At 64.3% G+C, this 18,743-nt stretch carries 18 protein-coding genes; 16 read left to right on the forward strand and 2 right to left on the reverse strand.

What is annotated here, in order from left to right; translation table 11 throughout:
* Nucleotide 1 precedes the first annotated feature (1 nt).
* The 10 genes from GY40_RS10700 (at nt 2) to GY40_RS10745 (ending at nt 12,105) form a co-directional block, all read left to right on the forward strand.
* Complete coding sequence (locus GY40_RS10700; RefSeq protein WP_038361664.1) at nt 2-2,047, forward strand: hydantoinase/oxoprolinase family protein; 2,046 nt, start codon at nt 2-4, stop codon at nt 2,045-2,047.
* A complete protein-coding gene (locus GY40_RS10705) occupies nt 2,047-4,032 on the forward strand; it encodes a hydantoinase B/oxoprolinase family protein (protein ID WP_038361667.1) in 1,986 nt (661 codons plus the stop codon). The genes GY40_RS10700 and GY40_RS10705 overlap by 1 nt, the downstream gene beginning before the upstream one ends.
* Entirely contained in the window at nt 4,029-4,772 is a 744-nt protein-coding gene (locus GY40_RS10710) for an SDR family NAD(P)-dependent oxidoreductase (protein WP_038361670.1), read from the forward strand. The genes GY40_RS10705 and GY40_RS10710 overlap by 4 nt, the downstream gene beginning before the upstream one ends.
* A 25-nt stretch (nt 4,773-4,797) precedes the next feature.
* Nucleotides 4,798-6,366, forward strand: coding sequence for an ABC transporter substrate-binding protein (locus GY40_RS10715; RefSeq protein ID WP_038361673.1), 1,569 nt, complete (start codon nt 4,798-4,800; stop codon nt 6,364-6,366).
* Between the two features lie 34 nt (nt 6,367-6,400).
* A complete protein-coding gene (locus GY40_RS10720) occupies nt 6,401-7,405 on the forward strand; it encodes an ABC transporter permease (protein ID WP_038361676.1) in 1,005 nt (334 codons plus the stop codon).
* Complete coding sequence (locus GY40_RS10725) at nt 7,405-8,244, forward strand: ABC transporter permease (RefSeq protein WP_038361679.1); 840 nt, start codon at nt 7,405-7,407, stop codon at nt 8,242-8,244. Before GY40_RS10720 ends, GY40_RS10725 begins: the two co-directional genes overlap by 1 nt.
* A 2-nt stretch (nt 8,245-8,246) precedes the next feature.
* Entirely contained in the window at nt 8,247-9,251 is a 1,005-nt protein-coding gene (locus tag GY40_RS10730) for an ABC transporter ATP-binding protein (protein WP_197062722.1), read from the forward strand.
* Nucleotides 9,244-10,230: an ABC transporter ATP-binding protein gene (locus tag GY40_RS10735; protein WP_038361682.1), complete on the forward strand. Its 987-nt coding sequence runs from the start codon at nt 9,244-9,246 to the stop codon at nt 10,228-10,230. Before GY40_RS10730 ends, GY40_RS10735 begins: the two co-directional genes overlap by 8 nt.
* A 71-nt stretch (nt 10,231-10,301) precedes the next feature.
* Nucleotides 10,302-11,471: an MFS transporter gene (locus tag GY40_RS10740; protein WP_197062723.1), complete on the forward strand. Its 1,170-nt coding sequence runs from the start codon at nt 10,302-10,304 to the stop codon at nt 11,469-11,471.
* A 34-nt stretch (nt 11,472-11,505) separates the two neighbouring features.
* Entirely contained in the window at nt 11,506-12,105 is a 600-nt protein-coding gene (locus GY40_RS10745; protein WP_349236403.1) for an autotransporter outer membrane beta-barrel domain-containing protein, read from the forward strand.
* A gap of 192 nt (nt 12,106-12,297) precedes the next feature.
* Here the strand turns inward: GY40_RS10745 and GY40_RS10750 are convergent, their stop codons facing one another.
* Entirely contained in the window at nt 12,298-13,206 is a 909-nt protein-coding gene (locus GY40_RS10750) for a LysR family transcriptional regulator (RefSeq protein ID WP_051987752.1), read from the reverse strand.
* A 137-nt stretch (nt 13,207-13,343) separates the two neighbouring features.
* Between GY40_RS10750 and GY40_RS10755 the strand changes: the two genes are divergently transcribed.
* Genes GY40_RS10755 through GY40_RS27535 form a run of 6 tightly spaced genes read left to right on the forward strand, consistent with a single transcriptional unit; the run spans nt 13,344 to nt 17,485 of the window.
* Nucleotides 13,344-14,174, forward strand: a complete 831-nt coding sequence (locus GY40_RS10755; RefSeq protein WP_038361688.1) for a transporter substrate-binding domain-containing protein — start codon at nt 13,344-13,346, stop codon at nt 14,172-14,174.
* A 38-nt stretch (nt 14,175-14,212) separates the two neighbouring features.
* The gene (locus GY40_RS10760; protein WP_038362538.1) at nt 14,213-14,956 is read left to right on the forward strand and encodes an amino acid ABC transporter ATP-binding protein; all 744 of its coding nucleotides are present in this window, start codon (nt 14,213-14,215) and stop codon (nt 14,954-14,956) included.
* A gap of 4 nt (nt 14,957-14,960) precedes the next feature.
* Complete coding sequence (locus tag GY40_RS10765) at nt 14,961-15,635, forward strand: amino acid ABC transporter permease (protein ID WP_038361691.1); 675 nt, start codon at nt 14,961-14,963, stop codon at nt 15,633-15,635.
* Nucleotides 15,635-16,300 (forward strand): amino acid ABC transporter permease, encoded by a 666-nt coding sequence (locus tag GY40_RS10770; RefSeq protein WP_038361694.1) that lies wholly within the window; start codon nt 15,635-15,637, stop codon nt 16,298-16,300. Before GY40_RS10765 ends, GY40_RS10770 begins: the two co-directional genes overlap by 1 nt.
* Before the next feature lie 26 nt (nt 16,301-16,326).
* Nucleotides 16,327-17,259, forward strand: a complete 933-nt coding sequence (locus GY40_RS10775) for an N-carbamoyl-D-amino-acid hydrolase (RefSeq protein WP_038361697.1) — start codon at nt 16,327-16,329, stop codon at nt 17,257-17,259.
* 58 nt (nt 17,260-17,317) lie between these two features.
* Nucleotides 17,318-17,485 (forward strand): hypothetical protein, encoded by a 168-nt coding sequence (locus GY40_RS27535; protein ID WP_156115919.1) that lies wholly within the window; start codon nt 17,318-17,320, stop codon nt 17,483-17,485.
* Nucleotides 17,486-17,982: 497 nt separating this feature from the next.
* Here GY40_RS27535 and GY40_RS10780 read toward each other — a convergent pair whose 3' ends face one another.
* A complete protein-coding gene (locus GY40_RS10780) occupies nt 17,983-18,741 on the reverse strand; it encodes an alpha/beta hydrolase (protein WP_081925303.1) in 759 nt (252 codons plus the stop codon).
* Nucleotides 18,742-18,743 lie beyond the last annotated feature (2 nt).

Below are 18,743 nucleotides of genomic sequence, written 5' to 3' on the forward strand. Positions count from 1 at the left end.
GATGGGCTATCGCATTGGCGTCGACATCGGCGGCACCTTCACCGATTTCAGCGTGCTCGACGAGGAGACCCTGAATCTGCGGACGCTCAAGGTTCTGTCGCGCCCGGACGCTCCAGGGGCTGAGGTCCTTCAGGGGCTGGATGAGATCGAGAAGCGCTTCGGCATCGCGCCTTCGCAGGTCAGCTACTTCACCCATGGCTCCACAGTGGGCGTGAACAGCATCATTCAGGGCAAGGGCGCGAAGCTTGGACTCGTCGTTACCGAAGGCTTCCGCGACGTCCTGGAACTCGCACGCCTGAAGATCCCGGATCCTTATGATCTGTTCTCGCGCCGACCGGCTCCCTTGGTGCCGAGAGACCGCGTGGCTCCGCTGCCGGAGCGCATCAATGCGGATGGCGTTGCGGAGGTTGTTCCGGAGCCGGCCGCGATCGCCGCCGCGTTGGGTCGACTGGAAGCAAGCGGGGCCGAGGCGATCGTGATCGCCTTGCTGCACAGCTACAAGAACCCCGCGCATGAACGGCTGGTCAAAGCCGAGATCGAACGCCTGCGACCTGACTTGCCGGTTTTCTGCTCCGCCGACATCTGGCCAATTGTCCGGGAATACGAGCGCACCATCACGGCCTGCATCCATGGTTCGGTGCAGCCTCGGGTGTCCCATTACATCGGCCGCCTCGAGGATGCTCTGATCGAGCGGGGGGTCGTGCCCGCTCCGATGATCACCAAGTCGAACGGTGGTGTCATGACCGCCGCGGCCGGCAAGGTGCGCAGCATCGAGATGCTGCTGTCCGGCACGGCTGCCGGTGTGATCGGTGCAGGCTTCACAGCCAAGCTGGCCGGCTTCTCCAGAGTCATGAGCCTCGACATCGGTGGCACAAGCGCCGACGTCGCGCTCCTCAAGGACGGGATGCCCGACTTCCGCTCAGGCGAACTCGTCGGGGAGTATCCGATCTATCTTCCGACGGTATCGGTGTCCTCGATTGGAGCCGGCGGAGGCTCGATTGCCTCCGTCGATGCTTTGGGCGTTTTACGCGTCGGGCCCGAAAGCGCGGGATCCACTCCTGGGCCGGCCTGCTATGGGCGCGGTGGCGAGCGCGCGACGATCACCGATGCCTTCGCGACCATCGGCGTCCTCGGCGCCGGCGAGCTCGGATATGGCGCCGTCAACGTCGACCGATCCCGAGCGCTTGCGGCGCTTGAGCCAATCGCCAGAGGCCTCGAACGCTCTTCGGAACGCGCAGCCGAGGCCATCATCCAGCTCGCGGTCGCCAACATGTACCGCGAAACCAGCCGGCTGTTCTCGCAGGTCGGCGAGGAGCCGAGCGGCTATGCGCTTCTGGCGTTCGGTGGCGCTGGTCCCATGCTCGGCTGCCTCCTGGCCGATGCCATGGGTATGCAGTCGGTCATCATCCCTCAAACTCCGGGTGTGCTGGCCGCCCTTGGAGGCCTCCTTGCCGATCTGCGCTCGGATTTCGTGCGCGTGGTCTTTCTCGATGTTGGACCACGATCGTTCGACGGCTTGCGCCAGTCGATGAACGAGCTCGCAAAAGAAGCTCGCGCCTGGCTCTTCGAAGGGCAGGGCTATGCCGGCGAGGCCACGCTCTCGATCACGGCCGATATGCGCTACCGTGGCCAATCCTACGAGATCGAGACGCCCCTGCAGGAGGCGTGGATCGTCGACGGCGACCATGCCGCCATTGCCGCGGCTTTTCATAAGCGTCACGCCGAAATCTACGATCACTCCGACGATGCGGCAGATGTGCAGATCGTCGCGCTCCGCGTGGTCATCGCAGGGGTCACACCCAAGCCCGAGTTCGCGGAGCAGGGGCTGGAGCTGCAGCAGGTGAAGCCCAGGAAGCGGGTTCCGGTCGTTCATCAAGGATCGACGATCGAGGCCGGAGTCTTCGAGCGAAACGACATGTCGCCGGGCTCGTCCTTCGCTGGGCCGGCCGTGATTTTGCAAGACGACACGACGACCTGGGCCCCACCCGGTTTCGAGGGCCATGTCGATGGCTTCGGCAATCTGATCCTGAAGCGGAGTGCGATCTGATGGCGCTCGATCCTGTCACGCTGCAGATCCTGAAGAGCCATTTCGAGGCTGCGGCCGAGAGCATGGCATTCACGCTTCTGCGGACAGCGCATTCCGCCTTCGTCAAGGAGACGGAAGATTTTACCAGCGGACTGACGACGCCTTGTGGGCAAACCTTCGCCAGCCCGAAAGACCTCGGCGCGACCTGGTTCATCGGCCTGGACTATAAGGGCGCGATCGATGCCATCGCGGACTACAAGCCTGGTGACATCTGCATCACCAACGACCCGTATTCCGGTTACGTCTGCACCCATGCTCCCGACGTCCATCTCTGGATGCCGGTGTTCCATGAGGATCGGCTCGTCTGCTTCGCTGTGGGCCATATCCACAACACCGATATGGGCGGTGCGGTGCCGGCTTCGCTGTCTCGCGCGCTGACGGAGGTGCAGCAGGAGGGGATTCGAATTCCGCCTATGAAGCTCGTCGAAGCCGGGGTGATGAACGAGAGCGTGCTGCGCATCATGTTGCGCAATGTCCGCATGCCCGATCAGAACTGGGGCGACCTGAAGGCCCAGATCGCCTCGCTGAAGACCGGTGAACGCAAGATCCGCGATGCGATCGCCCGCTTCGGCGTCGACACTGTCTGTGCTGCGACCTATGGCGTGCTCGATCTGGCCGAGAGGCAGGCCCGCCAGCTATTCGCCTCGATGCAGGACGGCGATTACGAGTTCAGCGATTACATCGACGAGGATAGCCCCGGCGGCGTTCCATGCCGGTTGAAGCTGTCGGTCAAGGTTCGGGGTGACGAAGCGATCTTCGACTTCACGGGCAGCGACCCGCAGCTCCAATCGGCGCTGAACATGCCGACGGGCGGTCTGCCGCGCCATATCCTGCCGCTCGTGGGCTACAACTACGTCGTCTATTCGCTCGATCGAACGGTCGCGCTCAACATGGGGCTTCTGCGCCCGGTTCAGTGCATCCTGCCGGTGGGCTCGGTCGTCAATCCGGTCTACCCGGCGGCCACAGGCATGCGCAGCCTGACCTGCGCCCGCATCCAAGGGATGGTCATCGGTGCCTTCTCGCGTGCGATGCCTGATCGCCTGCCCGCCGGCCCGGCGGGCGGCGGCGGTATTCTGAACGTGCGCACCACTGACAGCCGTACGGGTCGGCTGGCCATGGCCTCGATCAACCCGATCACAGGTGGGGGAGGCGGAAGTTCGTTCGAGGATGGGCAGGATGGTTCGAATTCCTTCCTGAAGAACACACCCGTCGAGATCACCGAGGCGGAGGTACCTATCCGCGTCAGGAGCTATGAGCTCGTGCCGGATTCGGGTGGTCCGGGGCGCTACCGTGGTGGCCTCGCGGCTCAGATGACATTCCAGATGTTCACGCCGAACTCGGTCGTGACCGCCCGAAACCGGGACCGTGTTCGCTTTTCCTGCTGGGGCCTCGAGGGCGGCCTGCCAGGCTCGACCTGCGGCTTCCTTCGCGTCAATGGCAACACGAACCCGGAAGATTTGGGGAACACCGACGTGGTTCGCTGCGGCCCCGGAGACGTTCTGACGATTTCGGCGGCAGGCGCAGGTGGCTGGGGTGATCCTTTCGAACGTCCCGAGCATGAGGTTTTGAGGGACGTTCTCGGGGGCAAGGTCACCGAAAGCGGCGCCAGAGCCTATGGCGTCGTGGTCGAGGATGGTGTCATCGATGAGGCTGCCACCAAGGCCCTGCGATCGGCGCCGCGGGAAAGCAGAGACGGCATGACCTTCGATCCCGAGAGGCTGAGCTTCGAGCGCGTTTGGTCGGACGCCGTTTGGGACCGCCTTTCGCAGCACTTGTTTGCCCTTCCTGTGGAGTGGCGCTTCTTCGTCAAGCATGAGCTCTTCGCGGCGGTGAATGCCGATGCCGCCGCCAAGGACGATCCGGTTGCGGCGTTGGAGCGGGCCTATGCCCGTGTTCTGGAACAGTATCCGCAGATCGTGCCTCGTCAGCTGGAGGACGCGGCATGAATATCGAGTTCATCGACCAGACCGTGCTGGTGGCCGGAGCGGCCCGTGGCATCGGCCGTGGCATCGTCGAGGAATTTGCGGCGAGGGGCGCGAATGTTTTCGCGGCAGATCGGCTCAAGGAGGAGATGGCCGGCCTGCCGGCGCATGCGACGCAGCTCGATCTGCTCGACAAGGCGGCGGTCAACCGATGGGTCGCTGAGGCCGAAGGGACCAGCGGGCGCGCACCCGACGTCCTTGTCTACGTCGCCGGCGGAGTTCTCGGGCAGAGCGCGAAGGCACTTGAGGATGTCGAGGAGGCCGACTGGCGCGCTGTGCTCGACGTCAATTTGACGGGCGCCTTCCTGTCCTCCCAGGCGGTTTGCACCGGCATGAAGGCGCGCGGCAAGGGGCGGATCGTTCTGATCGCCAGCGGTGCCGGGCTGCGCACCTCGCTGACAGGGATTCAGGCTTATGCCTCCGCCAAGGCCGGCGAGATCGGGCTGGCGCGCCAGCTCGGGCAGGAGCTCGGGCCGTTCGGGGTCACGGTCAACGCGGTTGCCCCAGGGTTCCAGCGCACGAGCCCGGACTATGAGCGGCAGTGGCAGTCGTATTCGGCCGAGCGGCAGGAAAACATGATTGCCAACACGGCGCGGCGTCGGCCGGGGACGCCGCAGGACATCGCCTACACGGTCATGTTCCTCGCCTCCGACTATGCGGATTTCATCACAGGCCAGGTCGTCTCGGTGACCGGCAGCCCTTGAAACACGACATCAATGGAGGGACGGCATGACGACGACACGGAGAGACGCGCTTAAAGCGGTTGCAGGATCGGTCGCCCTCGCTTCGCTCTCGATCGAGGGAGCTCTGGCACAGGCCGGGGGCAAGTTCGTCTACGCGAACAACAGCCCGTACGATAACCTCGATCCGCATACCATTTTCGATACGGCCCGCGCCGCTTCGCGCTTCAATCTCTACGACGGGCTCTACCGCTGGGTCGACAATCCTCCCAAGATGATCCCATGGCTGGCGGAGAGCCATACCGTCTCGGATGACGGCAAGGTCTACACGTTCAAGCTGCGGCAGAACGCCAAGTTTCACGATGGCAAACCGCTGACGTCTGCCGACGTCGTCTATTCGATCGAGCGCATCCTCGCCCTCAAGAAGGGCCCCGCCAGCCTGTACCTCGACAGCATCAAGCCGGGATCGACACAGGCGCCCGATCCTCACACGGTCGTCTTCAACCTGAATGGCCCATCCGCGATTTTCCTGACCACCGTGCCCGACATCCTCGTGGTCAACAGCGCGCTGGTGAAGGCCAATGAGAAGGACGGGGACTGGGGCGAGGCCTGGCTCACGCGCAACGAGGCGGGCTCCGGATCCTACGCTCTTCGTCGGCATGACCCGGCCGTGGGCTTCACCGCACGCCGCTTCGCCGAACATTTTGCGGGGTGGACCGGCCAGCCCTTCGACGACCTTGAATTCCGCACCGTCCTTGAGACGAACACCCGCGTGCTCGGCTTGATCCGCGGCGATTTCCAGGGCGCCGATGGCTACCTTCCCTACGATCAGATCCAGCGGCTTCGGCAGTCGAGCAACGTTCAGATCATCGAGCAGGAATCGATGCGGGTGTTCATCCTGGCGTTGAACTGCACCAAGCCGCCGATGAACAATCCGAACTTCCGCCGCGCGCTGGCCTACGCATTCGACTACGATGGCTTCATCAAGAGCATCATGAAGGATTCGGTCTCGCGTAATCCGGGGCCCAATCCCAACAACATCTGGGGCACGCCGGCCGGCCTCAAGGGTTACAGCTACAATCTCGAAAAGGCCCGCGAGGAGCTGAAGAAGGTGACGGAGCCGCTGCGCCCGATCACCATCAACGCCCTTGCCGGCTTCAGCGAATCCGAGCAGGCGGCGACGCTGTTCCAGAGCACTCTGCGCCAGATTGGTGTCGAGGTCGTGGTCGAGGTTTCGCCCTGGTCCGTCGTGTCCAGCCGGATGCGCAAGGCCGACACCCAGGCCGATATCGTGCCGCTATGGAAGAGCACTTACTATGTCGACCCCAATAACTGGGTCGGGGAGCTGTATGGCACGCGCTATCACGGCACGCGTACCTTCTCGTACTACAGCAACCCCGAATTCGATAAGCGGCTCGACCGTGCCCTTGTCTCCAGTGACCAGGACGAACGGCGCAAGCTCTACGAGGAAATGACCCAGATGGTGAACGACGATGCCGCCGGCATCTTCGTTTACAACACGCGTTGGTACGGACCCTATTCGAGCAAGGTCGAGGGCATCCGCTTCTCCCCGGTCAGCAACGGCCAGGACATTCGCTGGGCATCTCTCAAGCGCTGAGCGGTCCTGACTTCTTCCAACCGGAGGCGTTGCCATGAACTGGCTGTCAATGGTGGCGAACCGATTGCTCTGGTTCGTGCCAACCCTCGTGGGGCTGCTCGCGATCGTATTCGTGCTGTCGCGGGTGATCCCTGTCGACCCAGCGGTCTTGGCCGCGGGGGAGAACGCTTCCGCTGCGCAGGTCCAGCAGGTGCGGGAGCGCTTCGGGTTCGACAAGCCATTGCCGATTCAGTTCGCGAACTACCTGCGCGACATCGCGCAGGGCAATCTCGGCACCAGTCTCTTTACCCAGCAGCCCATCGTCGACGATCTGGCATCGCGTCTTCCCGCGACGCTGGAACTGACGATCTTTGCCGTTCTGATCGCAGGCCTCGTCGGCATCCCCTTGGGCGTGCTTTGCGGCCTGCACCGGAATTCATGGATCGACCACGTGCTTCGGGTCGTGACGGTTTCCGGCCTGGCGGTGGCATCCTTCTGGTTGGCGATGCAGTTCCAGTTCCTCTTCTCGATGAAACTCGGATGGCTGCCGCTTTCGGGACGCATCGAGGGATTTCCGCCTGAGCCGGTGACGGGGCTCATGCTGGTGGACGCAATGATCGAAGGCGATCGCGAGATGATCGGCTCCGCATTCAGGCACATTGTCTTGCCGACACTGACCCTGGCTTTGCCGGCGGCGGCCACGGTCGTCCGCTTTACCCGAAACGGCGTTATCGGCGTGATCAATTCGCCGTCCGTCGCCTACCAGACGGCGATGGGACTGCCACGCCGCCTGATCGTCTGGAAATACGTGCTTCGCATGGCGTTGACCGCAACCGTCACGCAGCTCGGACTGATTTTTGGCATCCTCTTGGCCGGCGCGGTCGTCGTCGAAACGGTCTTTGATTGGCCCGGCCTGGGTGCCTACGCCGTGCGCTCGATCCTGCAGTCCGACTACAACGCCGTGATGGGCTTTACGCTCTGCACGGGCGCACTCTTCGTCCTGATCAATCTGCTGGTGGACATGCTGCAGGCTGCGATCGACCCGCGAGGTGCGGCCTGATGGATCTCCTGAAACGCTTCGCCAAAGATAAAGCGGCATTCATTGGGTTGAGCTTGCTGGGCCTGCTTGTGCTGGCTGCAATGTTTGCGCCGCTGCTGGCTCCATTTCCGAACGATGTCTTCGATTTCCATATCGCGAACCGGCTTCAACCGCCTTCGGCTACCGCGCTTTTCGGCACCGACCGGATGGGCAGCGATATCTTCAGCCGGATGCTGTTCGGCGCGCGGATCACGCTGATGCTGGCGGGAATTGCCGTCGGCTCTGCGCTCGTCATCGGCGTACCGATCGGTCTTATCGCCGGCTACTACCAGAATTGGGTCAGCGACGCGCTGATGCGGATTGCCGAGATCTTCCTGGCGGTGCCTCAGATCGTTCTGGCCATCGCGATCGCGCAGACGCTCGGACCATCGATCGAGAACGTCATTCTGGCGCTATCTTTGACCTATTGGCCCTTCTGGGCGCGGCTGGTCTATGCCGAGACGCGATCCATGCGCAACGAGGTCTTCGTGGAGTCCGCCGTCGCGCTCGGTGCATCGCCTTGGCGCGTCATCGTCTTGCACATCCTGCCGAACATCGCTTCGCCCATCATCGTTCGGACGTCGATTGGCATGGGCGCGACGATTCTGACCGCGGCAACGCTGGGCTTCCTGGGGCTCGGCGCTCCGCCTCCAACTCCTGAATGGGGGAGGATGATTGCGGAAAGCCGCGAATTTCTGCCTGAAGCCTGGTGGTACGCACTCGCTCCGGGCATCGCGATCTTCCTGACGGTGCTGGGCTTCAATCTCTTTGGCGACGGCCTGCGCGACATCCTCGATCCGCGTACGCGGCGCAGCGTCTGATCATGAGCAATCTCCTCGATATTCAGGCCCTGTCTCTGGGCTTCCGAACGGAAAAAGGGCTCGCCAAGGTCCTCGATCGGATCGATCTCAGCGTGAAGCCTGGTGAAATCGTCGGACTGGTCGGCGAGTCCGGCTGTGGCAAGTCAACGCTCGCCCGTGCGATCCTGGGGACGCTTCCCGAAGGCCAAACAGAGATCAACAGCGGGCACATCCGGCTGGACGGTGTCGATATGCTCTCGGGCGGCAAGGCGGCCGAGCATCTACGCGGCCGTGTCGTTACCTTCGTCCCGCAAGACCCCTTTGCGAGCTTCAACCCTCTGTTTCGGATCGGCACCCAGATCCACGACCTGATGCGCTTCAAAGCCCCCCGGGACGGAAAAGGGAGTTTTGGCCGTTCGCGCAAGGCAGATGAGGCAAGCGCCATTGCCATGCTCGATGCGGTTCAGTTGCCGCAGCCGAAGGCCATTCTGGACAAGTATCCCCACCAGCTATCGGGCGGCCAGCGCCAGCGGGTGATGATCGCCATGGCGCTCCTTCCTCAACCTCGAATGATCATCGCCGACGAGCCTACGACCGCTCTGGACGTGACGGTCCAGGCGCAGATCCTGGGGTTGCTGCGGCGGCTGGCGGTTGAACGCGGGGTGTCCGTCTTGTTCACGACCCATGATCTTGGCGCGGCCTGGGAAATCTGCGACCGCGTGGTGGTCATGTATGCCGGTCAGACTGCGGAAATTGCCCCGCGCGAGCAATTCTTCAGCCACCCTCGCCACCCTTATACGCGGATGCTGCTCGATAGCCTGCCCGCGCCTGGGCGCGACCCTGTCGGAATTCCCGGCGGGGTTCCCAGCCCGCTCAAGGCCCCCAACGGTTGCCGCTTCAATCCCCGCTGCCCCCGCGCGACGGACATTTGCCACGAAACAAGGCCGGCGCTGATTGCAGAGCCCAATGGCCACGCCGTTGCGTGTCATCATCCCTGGTCGGCCGAGGCGGAGGCCGCGCATGTCTGAGACCAGTAATCCTCCCATTCTCGAAGTCGACAATCTGGCCCGGCACTTCCCGGTCCGAGGGTTCCTGAACCGGAAGGTTGGCAGCCTGCGCGCGCTGGACGATGTCTCCTTCGCGGTCGAGCCCGGCGAAATTCTGGGAATTGTCGGTGAATCCGGCTGCGGCAAGTCCACGCTCGGCAAGACGCTCATGGGCATCCACGAGCCGAGCGAGGGCGAAGTCCGCATGCTGGGCGAGAGGATCGCCTCGCCGGGCCAGAAGCGTGCTCCCAAAATCCGTGCGCGCCTTCAATATGTCTATCAGGATCCGGGCGCTTCTCTCGATCCACGCTGGACGCTGCGCCGTTCGCTCCACGAGCCACTGATCATTCACACCGACTGGTCGAGAGAAAAGCGGGAGGAGAAGGTCAGGGAAATCGTCAAGGCGGTCGGATTGCCCGTCGAACATCTCGACCTTTATCCGCATGAAATCAGCGGTGGCCAACAGCGGCGCGTTGGGCTGGCTCGGATTCTGGTTCTCGGGCCGGAACTGGTCATCTTCGACGAGCCCACCTCGGGACTGGACGTTTCGGTACAGGCGACCGTGCTGCGCCTGTTCCGAGACCTCAAATCGGAATTCGATCTGACCTATCTCTTCATCAGCCACGATCTCGCTGTCGTGCAGTCGATCTGCGACCGCGTCATCGTCATGTACCTTGGCAGGATCGTGGAGATCGGGAAGACTGCTGACGTCTTTGCCGCTCCCCGCCATCCCTATACACAAGCTCTCCTCTCGGCTGCGCCACGCATCGGCGGGCCTCGCGTGACCGAGAATTTCTCCCTGCAAGGCGAGCCACCCGATCCATCCAATGTTCCGAGCGGATGTCGGTTCAGGACGCGTTGTCAGCACGCGATCTCAGATTGTGCCAAGACCGACCCGCATCTTGACGATCGCGATGGCCATGGCGTCGCTTGCTTGCGGTGGCGTGAGTTGAGCGCGTGAAACCAGGTCTCCCAAGGGCAGAAGCCGCTCCTTCATGGCAGCTTGCCCTCGCGACCATGGTCGCAGTCCAGATGGCAACGGCCTTTCTCAGTCGGATTCCTCCGACGATCGCTCCAATATTGGCCACTGAGCGAGGGTGGTCGGACTCGGTCGTGGGTTACCTCGCTAGTCTCAACACGTTCGGCTCGATCCTTTTCCTGGCGTTGGGCTCGCCTTACATGCGAGCTCTCGGTTCCGTGCGAGCCCTCCAGGCCGGGCTTCTGATCGGAATCCTGGGGCTGGCGCTTTTTCTGCCGAGCTGGACGGCGACGGCCTGTGTCGCCGCGCTTCTGATCGGCGTGGGCTACGGACCATCCTCGCCCGCGGGCAATGACGTTCTGCATCGCACTGCGCCTCATGGCCGTCGCAGCCTGATCTTCTCGATCAAGCAGGCTGGGGTGCCGCTCGGAGGAGTGGTGGCAGGGCTTGCGTTGCCGCCGCTCGCCGCAGCCTACGGCTGGCGCATCGCGCTCCTGGCTTCGGCAGTGTTCGTGCTCGCCATCATCGCAAGCGTCCAGCCGATGCGGGACGGGCTTGATCGCGATCGAGAGCATGGCCTGAAGTTCGGACTCGGCGTTATTCTCTCGATCGCCAACCTGGTCACGCCGATCAGGACCCTGACGACGTCTTCGAGTTTGTTCCGATTGGCTGCAGCCGGTGCCTGCCTGGCGGTAGGGCAGGGGATCTGGTTCGCCTATCTGATGACGTATGCGGTCTCGCAACTTGGCTACAGCCTCGAGACAGCCGGAGCGCTCTACGCCTTGATGCAGGCGACCAGTGTTGCTGGACGCGTTCTGCTTGGGTGGCTCGCGGACAGGCTTGGAACCCCGCGGCTGCTGTTGCGCGTGATCGGGTTGGCGTCAGGCGCAACCTCGCTGACATTGGCGCTTGCGACGCCACAGTGGTCTTTCCAGACCTACTGCGTCCTCGCGGCAATCGCCGGCGTGACGGTGTCGAGCTGGAATGGCGTTCAGCTATCTGAAATTGCGCGGGCTTGCCCGCCAAGCCTCGTTCGGGAAGCGTCAGCCGCCGCTACTCTGGTCATCTTCCTCGGCTATGTGGTCGCGCCATCCGCGTTCGCGATGGCCTTGTCGCTGACCGGCCGATTCGATCTCGGCTTCCTTGCCTGCGCGCTTTCAGGCGTCGGATGCGCGCTCATCGTCCCCGCGGCCATGACGGAAGATAGGTCTCAGCGAAGCTGAATGGCTTGGAGAGCCGATTTTCGACATAACCGGTGTGGCGAGGAACCGGCGCCTGGGTTTCCGCTTGAGTGGCGGGGTCACCTATGCCTGGCATGAGCTGGACACCCGGCGCAGCGCCGTATTCTCCGGCTTCGGCGAGGAGCTGCGCTCCGATTACGGCGCCCGCAGCCTGCAGGCTTTCGGTGAGATCGCCTATCGCTTCGACCTCGGGCGGGCCACCATCGAGCCTTTCGTCAATCTCGCCTATGTCAATCTCCGTAGCGCCGGCTTCACCGAGACAGGCGGCGTCGCAGCGCTTACCGCCAGGGCGCAGACCACGGCCGTCGCCTTCGCCACGCTCGGCCTGCGCGCTCAGATGAGCTTCGATCTCGGCAACAGCGTCGCGCGGATCAGCGGCACGCTCGGCTGGCGGCACGCAACGGGTGACGTCACCCCATTGTCGCTCCAGGCCTTCTCCGGCGGCGCGCCGTTCTCGATCGCAGGCGCTCCGATCGCCCGCGACGCGTTGGTCGTCAACACCGGCCTCGCGCTAAATCTCTCGCCAGAAGCCGAAATCGGGTTGTCCTATGACGGGCAACTCGCGTCGCGCGCGACCGACCATGCCTTCAATGCCCGGCTCGCAGTCAAGTTCTGATGCCACCAGCATGTACTGCCATCCGCCGCAATGTCTGGTTCGCGGCATCAGATGAGCTTCCGCTCCTGGCGCATTCGCGCTCTGTCGGTGCTGCGTCAGAAGCGGATCGCCTCTGGCTGGCGGCCGCGGCCGTGGGCCGTCCGGAGCCGACGCTTCTCACGGGCCAGCCGAGCAACGCGCGCTTTTGCGACTTCAGCGATCTTCGCTAGTCTCCAAAAAGGCGGGGCGAACCGCCTTCTTCAGCTCGTCGATGAAGGCTCGGACGAGCCGTTTGGGCGCGCGGGCCTTCTGATAGAGCGCATAGGCCTCGACCGAGACACGCGGTCTGAGGGGCCGCACTTCCAGCCGGTAGCGGCTGCCGCTGATCGCGGTGAAGGAATCGACCAGCGCCACGCCGAGCCCGGCCTCGGCCAGCAAGCAGGCCGTGTTGCTGTAGCGCACCTCGATCGGGCAGGGCGGGCGCGCACCGGCGAAGAAATCCCGCTGCAGCAGCAGCCCGAGCCGCGCGCCCGGCTCGAAGCCGATCATCCGGTGGCCGGAGAGCATGGCAGGAGAAATCTCGCTCTTGGCGGTTAGCGGATGGTCGGGCGTCATGGCGCAGACCATCTGGCCGGCGCCGATCAGTTCCGCCTCCAAACCCGGCCTCGCATAGGGCTCCAGCGAGACCCCGAGATCGGCTGCGCCGCTCTCCAGCCCTTCGATGACGCCATCGGTACGGCGCACGTCGAAATCGACATGCAGCTCCGGCCGGCGGCTGGCGAAGCGCGCCAAAGCGCGTGGCACCAGCGCATTGGCGATCGGGGGCGTCGCGAGAAGCCGCAGCGAGCCGCTGCGCGTGTCGCGCAGCGCGGCGACCTTGCGCGAGAAGGACTGGACCATCGAGAAGATGGGATCGCTGTCGCGATACATCTCGAGCGCTTCCGGCGTCGGGATCAGCCGGTTGCCCTGCCGCTGGAACAGCTGGAAGCCGAGCTGCCGTTCCATCTGCTTGAGCGCGGTGCTCACCGCCGGCTGCGACAAGGCCAGCCCCTGCGCCGCCGCCACTGTCGTTTGGCAGCGAATGACTTCCCGAAAGATCTCGAGTTGCCGCAAATTCAGCATGTCGGCCGGCTCCGCTGGGCAGATCGCAGGCAGTATAAATTGGATTGATAGAGGGCCTAGTGATTTTTCTAGATCTGATATTGTGGCGGCTTTCCGGCGCTGACTATCCTGCGGTTTCCCGTTCCCAGGAGCGCGCCATGTTCGCCAGAATTGCCACCATCGGCCTGACCTTGCTGCTCGCCCCCGCCGCGATGGCGCAGACGACATTGAAGACCGCCGTCGATGGCACGTTCGCGCCCCACGCCATGCCCAAGCTCTCCGGCGGCATCGAGGGCTTCAACGTCGATCTGGCCGAGGCTATCGGCAAGCAGCTCGGCAAGACGGTGACGGTCGATGCCGCCCAGTTTTCCGGTCTGATCCCGGCCCTGCAGGCCGGCACCTACGACTTCATCGTCGCGCCGGTGACGGTCAGCAAGGAGCGCGCCGAAAGCCTGCTCTTCACCGAAGGTTATCTCAATACCGACTTCCAGTTCATCACGAAGAAGGGCGCGCCGCCGATCACCGCGCTCGAAGAGCTGAGGGGCAAGGTGATCTCGGTCAACAAGGGTTCGGCCTATGACAGCTGGGCGCGCGGACTGGAGGAGAAGATCGGCTGGAAGGTCGAGTCGTTCGGCACGCAGACCGATGCCGTCCAGGCGGTGATTTCGGGCCGTGCCTACGCCAACGTGGCCGGCAACACCGTCATCCAATGGGCCGCCAAGAGCAATCCGCAGATCCAGCTCTCCTACACCTATTCGACCGGGCTGGTCTGGGCCGTCGCGCTGCGCAAGGATTCCGCGCCGCTGCGCAACGAGCTCGATCAGGCGATCGAGTGCCTGAAGACGAACGGCACCATGGCCGCGCTGCACGAGAAGTGGTTCGGCACCAAGCCGGCCGCGGGCTCGGCCGCCGTCACCCCCTTCCCGGGATATGGCGTGCCCGACATGCCGGGCTACGATGCCACGGCGCATACCCCCGCCTGCAAGTGAGCGAGGCGAGCGAACTGTCGGCCGGCGGAACCGGCACCATGCGCCCTCCGCATCCGCTGCTCGACATCCGCGGCCTGCACAAGAGCTTCGGCACGATCGAGGTGCTGAAGGGCATCGACCTTGCCGTCTCGCCCGGCGAACTCGTCTTCCTCATCGGCCCTTCCGGCTCCGGCAAGAGCACGCTGTTGCGTTGTTACAACCGGCTGGAAGAGGCCAGCGGCGGCTCGATCTGGTTTGACGGGCAGGAGGTGCTGGCAGACAGGATCGACATCAACGCGCTGCGCCGGCGCATGGGCATGGTCTTCCAGTCCTTCAACCTCTACCCGCACATGACCGCGCTGGGAAACGTGACGCTCGCGCTGCGCAAGGTTCTGAAGAAGCCTCGCGCCGAGGCGGAGCGCATCGGCATGGCCGCGCTGGAGGGCGTCGGCCTCGCGCATAAGGCCGCTTCCTACCCGGGCGAACTCTCCGGCGGCCAGCAGCAGCGTGTCGCCATTGCCCGCGCCTCGGCGCTCGAGCCCGGGCTGATGCTGTTCGACGAGCCGACCTCGGCGCTCGACCCCGAACTCGTCGGCTCGGTTCTGCAGGCGATGCGCGACATGCGCGCCGCCGGGATGACGATGCTGGTCGTCAGCCATGAGATGCGTTTCGCCCGCGAGGCGGCCGACCGCGTCGTCTTCATGGATGGTGGCGTCATCGTCGAGCAGGGCCCGCCGGAGCAGATCTTCGGTTCGCCACGGCACGAGCGCACCCGCGCCTTCGTCTCCGAGGTCGCCCGGTAGCGCCATGGATCGCTTCCTCGACAGCTTCCTCAACGCCAAGCTCATCGCCACCACCTGGCCGGCGATCCTGAGTGGGCTGGTGGTGACGATCGAGATCGCGGCACTCGTCGTCGTGACGGGCCTGCTGCTCGGCCTGGCACTCGCAATGGTGCGCTGGCGGGCCGGCCGCTGGTTCGCCTGGCCGCTGATGCTCTTCGTGGATCTCTTCCGCGCGGTGCCCCCGCTCGTGCTCGTGCTGCTGATCTTCTTCGGCCTGCCCAATGTCGGCATCGAATTGCCGAGCTTCGCGGTGCTCTGGCTGGTGCTCTCGCTGGTGCTGGCCGCCTTTGCCGAGGAGATCGTCTGGGCCGGGCTGATCGCAGTGAAACGCGGCCAGCACGAGGCTGCCCGCTCGACCGGGCTGACCGAGACCCAGACACTTCTCTACGTCGTCCTGCCGCAGGCGCTGCGCCTCGCCGTGGCGCCGTTGACCAACCGCACCATCGCCATCACCAAGAACACCGCACTGGGAACGGTGATCGGCGTGCCGGAGATCATCAACCAGGCGACGACGGCGGTCTCCTTCTCGGGCAATGCGACGCCGCTGCTGATGGGCGCCTTCGCCTATCTCCTGCTCTTCATCCCGATCATCGGCCTCGGTCGGCTGATCGAGAGCCGCTTTGCCTGGAGGCGCCAGTAATGGACGTGCTCCTCCAGCAGTTCTTCAATCTCGACATTATGGCTAAGGCCCTGCCGCTGGTGCTGCAGGGCTTGAAGACCACGCTACTCATCTGCCTGATCGTCATCCCGATGGGCCTCATCGGCGGCGTGCTGGTGGCGTTGGCCAGCCGATCCACGGTTCGCGCCCTGCGGGTTTCGGTGACGCTGCTCGTCGACCTGATGCGTGCCTTGCCGCCGCTCGTGGTGCTGATCCTCGTCTATTCGGGGCTGCCTTTTCTCGGCCTGCGCATCTCGCCGCTCACGGCGGTCGTGATTGCCTTCTTCCTCAACAACGCCGCCTATTACGGCGAAATCATCCGCGCGGGCATTGAGAGCGTCCCCGCCGGGCAGTGGGAGGCGGCACGCTCGACCGGCCTGAGGGCGGACCAGGCTTTCACGTGGGTCATCCTGCCGCAGGGCCTGCGCAACGTGCTGCCGGACCTCGTCTCGAACACGGTCGAGGTGGTGAAGCTCACCTCGCTCGCCAGCGTCGTCTCGCTGCAGGAGATGCTCTACTCGGCCGACATGGCCCGTTCTCTCACCTTCAACGCCTCGCCGATCGTGCTGGCCGCGCTGATCTATTTCGCGCTGCTCTGGCCGGCGGTGAGGCTCGTCAGCCGCCTCGAACACGCCGCCGCCCGCTGAGCGGCCATCACTGAAAGGACGCGCCCATGCGCATGCTCACCGTCGCCGCCGCCCAGATGGGCCCCATCCAGAAGGCTGACAGTCGCGAAGCCGTGATCGCCCGCATGATCGCTCTGCTCGACGAAGCCAAGGAGAAGGGCGCCGATCTGGTTGTCTATCCCGAGCTGGCGCTGACGACCTTCTTTCCGCGCTGGTATCACGAGGACCGCGCCGAGGCCGACATCTGGTTCGAGGACGCGATGCCCGGCCCGGCGACGCAAGCCCTGTTCGACCGGGCGCGCGAACACGGCATCGCGATTTCCTTTGGCTATGCCGAGAAGACACCGGACGGGCATCATTTCAACACCAGCATCCTCACCGACAAGAGCGGCGCCATCGTCGGCAAATACCGCAAGATCCATTTGCCCGGACACGCCGAATACGACCCCGAGCGCACGCACCAGCACTTGGAAAAGCGCTATTTCGAGCCGGGCGATCTCGGCTTCCCCGTCTGGCGCACGCTCGGCGGCGTGCTCGGCATGGCGATCTGCAACGACCGGCGCTGGCCCGAGACCTATCGCGTCATGGGCCTCCAGGGCCTGGAGATGGTGCTGATCGGCTACAACACGCCATCGGTGAATTCGCAGCGCGGGGCCGAGGGCCCTGAAAAGCGCCTCTTTCACAACCGCCTCAGCGTCCAGGCCGGCGCCTATCAGAACGCCACCTGGGTGGTCGCGGTCGCCAAGGCCGGCGACGAGGACGGCCATCACATGATCGGCGGCTCGCTGATCGTCGACCCCAATGGCGAGATCGTCGCCGAGGCCAAGACCGAGGGAGACGAATTGCTGGTGCACGCCTGCGACCTTGGGGAGACGGCCTTCGGCAAATCGACCATCTTCGATTTCGCCCGCCATCGCCGCATCGAGCATTATGGGCTCATCACGAGCCGCACCGGTGCAGTGCCGCCGCCGGAGACGTGAGCGCTGCATCGACCGGACGCCCGGCCGCCGAGGGCGCAGCCTTTCGGGGAGAAAGACCATGAGCCGCATCCTCGTCATCAATCCGAGTTCGAACGAGGCTGTCGCCGACGAGATCTGGTTCATGGAAGCCGGCAGGCTCATCGAACGCGGTAGGCCTGCGGAGCTCGCCGGCGGTCCTGGCGATTCCCGACTGGGAGCATTCTTGCGGAATGCTGGCATGAGCTAAGTGCCTGATGCGGCCAGTGGCCACACGACGTTGCGGTGAAGGCGGAGATCGCAGCTGTGATCGGCACTTCGGGCTCGCCGGAATCAATCTCGGTTCGCTGGCAGTCGGAGAGGCCCTGTTGACGATATCAGTACTGCTTCAGCGTACTGCGAATCGGCGGCCAGAGCTTCGCCAAGGGCTTTCACCGCCGCTTTCGTTGTGTTGTCGAGGCACGCCGTGGACATGGCGGTGAAGCGCGAAACGGGCCGATCCTGAATCCGATCTAGCAGGTCTTCGAACAGGTGTTTCGCGACACCGCGTCGGAGATTTTCGATGGTGGGCCAATGTATTCGGAGGCGGAGAAAGAGCCTTGACGCCAGAGGCTGTCTACTGGGTCGCACGAGCCCGTGCGGGTGATGGGCTAGGTGCGAGCGGCCCCCCTCGTGTCAGAACAAGAAAGCGGGCTGTTGGCCCGCTTTTGATTGTTGTCGCTCGGGAGCCGAGGCGCGGTGAGCACATCACTTCTGGTTTGCGGCCTTTTCGATGAAGTCTGCGACGACCTTGGGCTTTGAGACATAGACGGCGTGGCTGCCCTTGGTCTCCGCGACGGTCGCGCCGGCGCGCTGGGCCATCTGGCGCTGGGCCGGGGGCGGGATCATGTGGTCGTCGGTCGCGACGAGATAATAGCTCGGCTTGACCTTCCAGGCCGGGCTGCAGACCGCACCGCCGGCAGCCGCGACATTCCAGGGCACCTGCGAGTCAGCCATGAAGGCGGCGGTCTTCGCGTCGACATCGGCGGCGAAGGAGGCGGCGAACTTCGCCTTGTCGAGCATGAGGAAGCCGTCGACCGGTGGCAGGATCGGCGGGACGGGGGCGCCTGCGGGCGGGTTGGCGATCAGCGACATCACCGACTCACCGGCATCCGCTGCGAAGGCGGCGATATAGACGACAGACTTCACCTTCGGATCGGTGCCGGCCTCGCTCACCACGACGCCGCCATAGGAATGGCCGACGAGCACGACCGGGCCGTCCTGCTGGGCGATGGCGCGCTTGGTGAAGGCGACGTCGTCGGCGAGCGAGGTGGTCGGGTTCTGGACGATGGTGACGTTGTAGCCCTTGGCCTTGAGGGCATTGTAGACACCCTGCCAACCCGAACCGTCGACGAAGCCGCCATGGACGAGGACGATGTTCTTGACGGCGGGGGCGGCCTGGGCGGAGGTCAGCGAGACGGTGGTGGAGAGGGCAAGCGCAGCGGCAGCGAGGATGGACTTGGTCATGG

The sequence above is a fragment of the Allobosea sp. UNC402CLCol genome, from assembly GCF_000745475.1.
Lineage (GTDB): Bacteria > Pseudomonadota > Alphaproteobacteria > Rhizobiales > Beijerinckiaceae > Allobosea > Allobosea spartocytisi.

Coding starts and splice junctions, on each gene's coding strand:
- GY40_RS10700 (WP_038361664.1), top strand. CDS start 2: ATGGGCTATCGCATTGGCGTCGACATCGGCGGCACCTTCACCGATTTC.
- GY40_RS10705 (WP_038361667.1), top strand. CDS start 2,047: ATGGCGCTCGATCCTGTCACGCTGCAGATCCTGAAGAGCCATTTCGAG.
- GY40_RS10710 (WP_038361670.1), top strand. CDS start 4,029: ATGAATATCGAGTTCATCGACCAGACCGTGCTGGTGGCCGGAGCGGCC.
- GY40_RS10715 (WP_038361673.1), top strand. CDS start 4,798: ATGACGACGACACGGAGAGACGCGCTTAAAGCGGTTGCAGGATCGGTC.
- GY40_RS10720 (WP_038361676.1), top strand. CDS start 6,401: ATGAACTGGCTGTCAATGGTGGCGAACCGATTGCTCTGGTTCGTGCCA.
- GY40_RS10725 (WP_038361679.1), top strand. CDS start 7,405: ATGGATCTCCTGAAACGCTTCGCCAAAGATAAAGCGGCATTCATTGGG.
- GY40_RS10730 (WP_197062722.1), top strand. CDS start 8,247: ATGAGCAATCTCCTCGATATTCAGGCCCTGTCTCTGGGCTTCCGAACG.
- GY40_RS10735 (WP_038361682.1), top strand. CDS start 9,244: ATGTCTGAGACCAGTAATCCTCCCATTCTCGAAGTCGACAATCTGGCC.
- GY40_RS10740 (WP_197062723.1), top strand. CDS start 10,302: ATGGCAACGGCCTTTCTCAGTCGGATTCCTCCGACGATCGCTCCAATA.
- GY40_RS10750 (WP_051987752.1), bottom strand. CDS start 13,206: ATGCTGAATTTGCGGCAACTCGAGATCTTTCGGGAAGTCATTCGCTGC.
- GY40_RS10755 (WP_038361688.1), top strand. CDS start 13,344: ATGTTCGCCAGAATTGCCACCATCGGCCTGACCTTGCTGCTCGCCCCC.
- GY40_RS10760 (WP_038362538.1), top strand. CDS start 14,213: ATGCGCCCTCCGCATCCGCTGCTCGACATCCGCGGCCTGCACAAGAGC.
- GY40_RS10765 (WP_038361691.1), top strand. CDS start 14,961: ATGGATCGCTTCCTCGACAGCTTCCTCAACGCCAAGCTCATCGCCACC.
- GY40_RS10770 (WP_038361694.1), top strand. CDS start 15,635: ATGGACGTGCTCCTCCAGCAGTTCTTCAATCTCGACATTATGGCTAAG.
- GY40_RS10775 (WP_038361697.1), top strand. CDS start 16,327: ATGCGCATGCTCACCGTCGCCGCCGCCCAGATGGGCCCCATCCAGAAG.
- GY40_RS27535 (WP_156115919.1), top strand. CDS start 17,318: ATGAGCCGCATCCTCGTCATCAATCCGAGTTCGAACGAGGCTGTCGCC.
- GY40_RS10780 (WP_081925303.1), bottom strand. CDS start 18,741: ATGACCAAGTCCATCCTCGCTGCCGCTGCGCTTGCCCTCTCCACCACC.